The sequence below is a fragment of the Methylocystis suflitae genome (assembly GCF_024448135.1).
Lineage (GTDB): Bacteria > Pseudomonadota > Alphaproteobacteria > Rhizobiales > Beijerinckiaceae > Methylocystis > Methylocystis suflitae.
In genome coordinates this window covers 1-4,256 of sequence record NZ_JAMRYX010000113.1, presented here as the reverse complement: position 1 = coordinate 4,256, position 4,256 = coordinate 1, and the positions used below count along the sequence as shown (strand labels likewise).

The 4,256-nt window shown below is 65.0% G+C and carries 3 protein-coding genes; all 3 read right to left on the bottom strand.

All coding sequences use genetic code 11. The features are described from left to right. Positions 1-905, bottom strand: a 905-nt coding sequence (gene holA, locus NEI07_RS09580) for a DNA polymerase III subunit delta (protein WP_256034242.1), incomplete at its 3' end; no start/stop codon positions are given. A gap of 25 nt (positions 906-930) precedes the next feature. After that, the gene (locus tag NEI07_RS09575) at positions 931-1,464 is read right to left on the bottom strand and encodes an LPS assembly lipoprotein LptE (protein WP_256034241.1); all 534 of its coding nucleotides are present in this window, start codon (positions 1,462-1,464) and stop codon (positions 931-933) included. Between the two features lie 82 nt (positions 1,465-1,546). After that, positions 1,547-4,183 carry a leucine--tRNA ligase gene (leuS, locus tag NEI07_RS09570; protein WP_256034240.1) on the bottom strand — a complete coding sequence of 879 codons (2,637 nt, stop codon included), beginning with the start codon at positions 4,181-4,183 and terminating at the stop codon, positions 1,547-1,549. Positions 4,184-4,256 lie beyond the last annotated feature (73 nt).

Here is a 4,256-nt window from a genome sequence, read left to right as displayed (position 1 = left end):
CGCGCGGATGACCAGCTCTTGAGCTGCTCGTCCATCAGCGCGCGGTGCATGAAGCCGAAGCCCGCGCGCATCAGCGCCGAGACGCCGACGTCGGGTCGCCCGCCCTCGCGCTCCATGGCGAGGCGGGCGCGATGCAGCGCCACGGCGTAACGCAGCGCTCCGATGAGAAGCGGCTGCGCGTCGCCGTCCTGCGCGAAATAGGCGTCGAGCGCCGCGCCAATATCCGCGGCGCCTGCGAAAGCCGCCGTCACCACGCGGTCCGACGCGATGTTCGAGGCATGAGCGACGATCGCTTCGACGTCCCTTGCCTCGACATGTTCGCGGCCATGCATGTAGAGCGCGAGCTTTTCAAGCTCGGCGCGACTCATCAGCCGGTCTTCCCCAAGCGCGCCGAGGAGCAGGCTGCGCGCTTCGGGACTCGCGACAAGGCCGGCGTCGCGCAGGCTGCGCTCGATCAGCGCCTGCAAATCCGCTTCCGCGTCAGGCTGGCACTCGATCGCCGCGCCTTGCTTGGCGCCCTCGACCAGCTTGCGCAGCGGCGAGTCGCGCCTGAGCGCGCCAGCGGTCAGAACGACCGTGCAATGCGCCGGCGGCGCGCCGATTAGCGACGTCAGCGCCGGAATGACGGACTTGCCGCCGGTCTCGACGAGGATGGCGCGCCGTCCGCCAAAGAGCGGCGTGGTGTTCGCCTCGTCGAGCAGCGCAATCGGGTCGGAAGCGACGCCGTCGCCGCTCATCTCGACGAATTGGAAAGGATCGCGGCGATCGTCGACGCGTTTTTCGACGAGCGCGAGCGCGCGCTCGCGCACCATGCCCGCATCGGAACCAAAGACCAGGAAAAGAAAGACGCCCTCGGGCGGCGCGGCGATGAAACGTTCGGCGTCGCGACTCTTGACCGCCGTCATGAGGCGCTATTGTCCGTCTCCGCCGTCAATAGCGAACGACGGCGGGCGGCGGGACAGGCGACAGGCGCGTGGCGAGCACCGTGGCGATTCTGGTGCGGATCGATTCGGCGATGACCTTGGCGTTGCGGATCTCTGCGTCGCGCGCGGCGCGCACATTGGAGAAGCGGTTCGAGAAACGATCGTAGCTCGCGATGTTGAAAGCGATGCCTTTCGTGACCTCCACCTCATCAGGCAAGGTGACGAGCCGATATTCAGCGTCGACGATCACCGTCGCCGAGGTGGCGCGGCCGGTCACGGTGTCGAGAATCGGCGTCTGCACGCGCTCGCGGAGCACAACCATCAGACGGTAGCGCGGCGGCGGCTGCGAACCGGTGCCGTTCAGGCCGAAGATCAGCTCATTTCGGACATAGTGACCGAGCCGCAGCGGAATTTCGTCAACGGCGATCGACTGCAGCTCGGCCGCGAGCGGCGCGGAGTCGAGTCCAAACCCTGCCGGCGCATAAAGCGGCTGGATGCAGCCCGCAAGCGGCAGGACGAGCAGCGCCGCCAAAACAACCATCACTTGCCGGAATGCGGCAGTCGAAGGTCGGCAATGGGCATTAGGACGACCTCCGACTGCCGACCTGCCGACTGCCGATTTGCTAGACGACCACATTGACGATCCTTTTCGGAACGAGAATGAACTTCCTCAGCGGCTTGCCTTCCATGGCGCGCTGAACGCCATCTTGCGCCAAAGCCTCTTTGCGAATCGTTTCCTCGTCGGCGTCATGGGCGACAAGAATTTCGGCGCGCTTCTTGCCGTTGACCTGCACCGGCAGGCTTATCATCTCCTGGGCCAACAGGGTAGGATCGGCCGCCGGCCAAGGCGCTTCAGCAACCAGACCTTTGTGGCCCAAATCGGCCCAGCACTCCTCGGCGACATGCGGCGTCATCGGCGCGACAAGCCGGATGAGCGCATCCGCCGCCTCGCGGAAGGCGAAGGCGAGATCGGCCGGAACCGGCGTTTCGGTCACGGCGTCGAGCGCGCTCGTCAGCTCATTGGCGAATTCGCGGATGCGGGCGATGGCGCTGTTGAAGCGCAGCCGCTCGATGTTTTCGCTCGCCTGCGCGATCGAACGATGCGTCGCCTTGCGCACGGCCAGCGCGAGATCGTGAAACGCCGCCGGCGGCTCAGCCCCGACGGGGGCCGCCACCCGTCCCAATTCTCCGGTTAGCCTCCATAGGCGCTGAACGAAGCGCCATGCGCCCTGCGCGCCCTCGTCCGACCAGATGACGTCGCGATCGGGCGGGCTGTCGGACAGAACGAAAAGGCGCGCCGTATCGGCGCCATAGCTCGCGACGATATCGTCTGGATCGACAGTATTCTTCTTCGACTTCGACATTTTTTCGATCGGGCCGATGCCGATCTCCACCTCGCCGTCGACGAGAAAGGCGCGGCGACCGCCGTCCTTGGCTTCGATCCGGACATCATAAGGCGCGACCCACTGGCCGTCCGGCGCGCGATAGGTCTCATGCACGACCATGCCCTGGGTGAAGAGTCCGGCGAAGGGCTCCGCCACCGCGGCGTGGCCGCTGTCGCGCATGGCGCGCGCGAAGAAGCGCGAATAGAGAAGATGCAGAATCGCGTGCTCGATGCCGCCGATATATTGATCGACCGGCAGCCAGCGCGCGAGCGCCGCGGCGCTCGCCGGCGCCGTCTCATTATGGGGGTCTGCGAAGCGCGCATAATACCAGGACGAGTCGACGAACGTGTCCATCGTGTCGGTCTCGCGCCGCGCCGGCGCGCCGCAACAGGGACAGGGGACATTCTTCCAGCTTGCGTGACGATCGAGCGGATTGCCGGGCTGGTCGAAGGAGACGTCTTCGGGCAACCGCACCGGCAGATCGGCCTCTGGAACGGGAACCGGCCCGCAGGTCTCGCAATGGATGATGGGGATCGGGCAGCCCCAGTAACGCTGGCGCGAAATCCCCCAGTCGCGCAGCTTGTAATTCACCTTCCGCTCGCCCTGGGGATGGCCGAACAGCGCCGTCGTCGTCAGACGGTTGGCGACGTCGTCCTTCGCCTCCGGCACAGTGAGCCCGTCGAGAAAGCCGGAATTCGCCAGCCTCCCCTCGGCCTCGAAGGCTTCGCCGCTTTCGGCGATCTGCTTTTCGAGTTGCTGCGGATCGAGACTTTCCGGACAGACGACGACTTTGAAGCCGAGCGCATATTTGGTCGCGAAATCGAGGTCGCGCTGGTCATGCGCCGGGCAGCCGAAGATCGCGCCCGTGCCATAGTCCATCAGGATGAAATTCGCGACATAGACGGGCAGCGTCCAGTTCGGATCGAACGGATGAACAACGCGCAGCCCCGTGTCGTAGCCCATCTTTTCGGCGGTCTCGATCGCTTCCGCGGACGTCGCGCCGCGCCGGCACTCGTCGGCAAAGGCGGCGAGCGCCGGGTCCTTCTCGGCGGCGGCTTTCGCCAGCGGATGGTCCGCGGCGAGCGCGACGAATTTCGCGCCAAACAGCGTGTCGGCGCGGGTGGTGAAGACTTCGATCTCGCGCATCCCGTCAAGCGGCTGGGCGAGCGCGAAGCGCACGAGCATGCCTTCCGAGCGCCCGATCCAGTTGCGCTGCATGAGCCGCACCTTGTCGGGCCAGCGCTCGAGCGAATCGAGCGCGGAGAGCAGCTCTTCGGAATAGTCAGTGATCTTGAAGAACCATTGCGTCAGCTCGCGCTGCTCGACCAGCGCGCCTGAGCGCCAGCCGCGGCCGTCGATGACCTGCTCATTAGCGAGCACCGTCATGTCGACCGGGTCCCAATTCACTTTCGACTTCTTGCGGTCGACGATGCCGGCTTTCAGGAAATCGAGGAAAAGCTTTTGCTGGCGTCCATAATATTCGGGATCGCAGGTCGCGATCTCACGCGACCAGTCGAGCGACAGCCCGAGCGTTTTAAGCTGCGCCCGCATCGCCGCGATATTGGCGTAGGTCCATTGCGCGGGATGCGCGCCGGTCTGCGCCGCGGCGTTTTCGGCGGGAAGGCCGAACGCGTCCCACCCCATCGGATGCAAAACGTCAAAGCCCTTGGCGCGCATGAAGCGCGCGATAACGTCCCCCATCGAGTAATTGCGCACATGGCCCATGTGCAGCCGGCCCGAAGGATAGGGAAACATCTCGAGCACGTAATATTTGGGCGCGCCCGCGCGTTCGCCTGCCTTAAAAGACTGTTTTTCTTCCCAAATCTTTTGCCAGCGGGGCTCCGCCTCGGCAAAATTATAGCGTTCGGGTCTCATCTTGCTGGCGCGTCCGGTAAAAAGGCTTGCGGGATTGCGCCTCTAATGCCGGGCGGTCCGGGCGATGTCAAAG

Coding starts and splice junctions, on each gene's coding strand:
- NEI07_RS09575 (WP_256034241.1), bottom strand. CDS start 1,464: ATGGTTGTTTTGGCGGCGCTGCTCGTCCTGCCGCTTGCGGGCTGCATC.
- leuS (WP_256034240.1), bottom strand. CDS start 4,183: ATGAGACCCGAACGCTATAATTTTGCCGAGGCGGAGCCCCGCTGGCAA.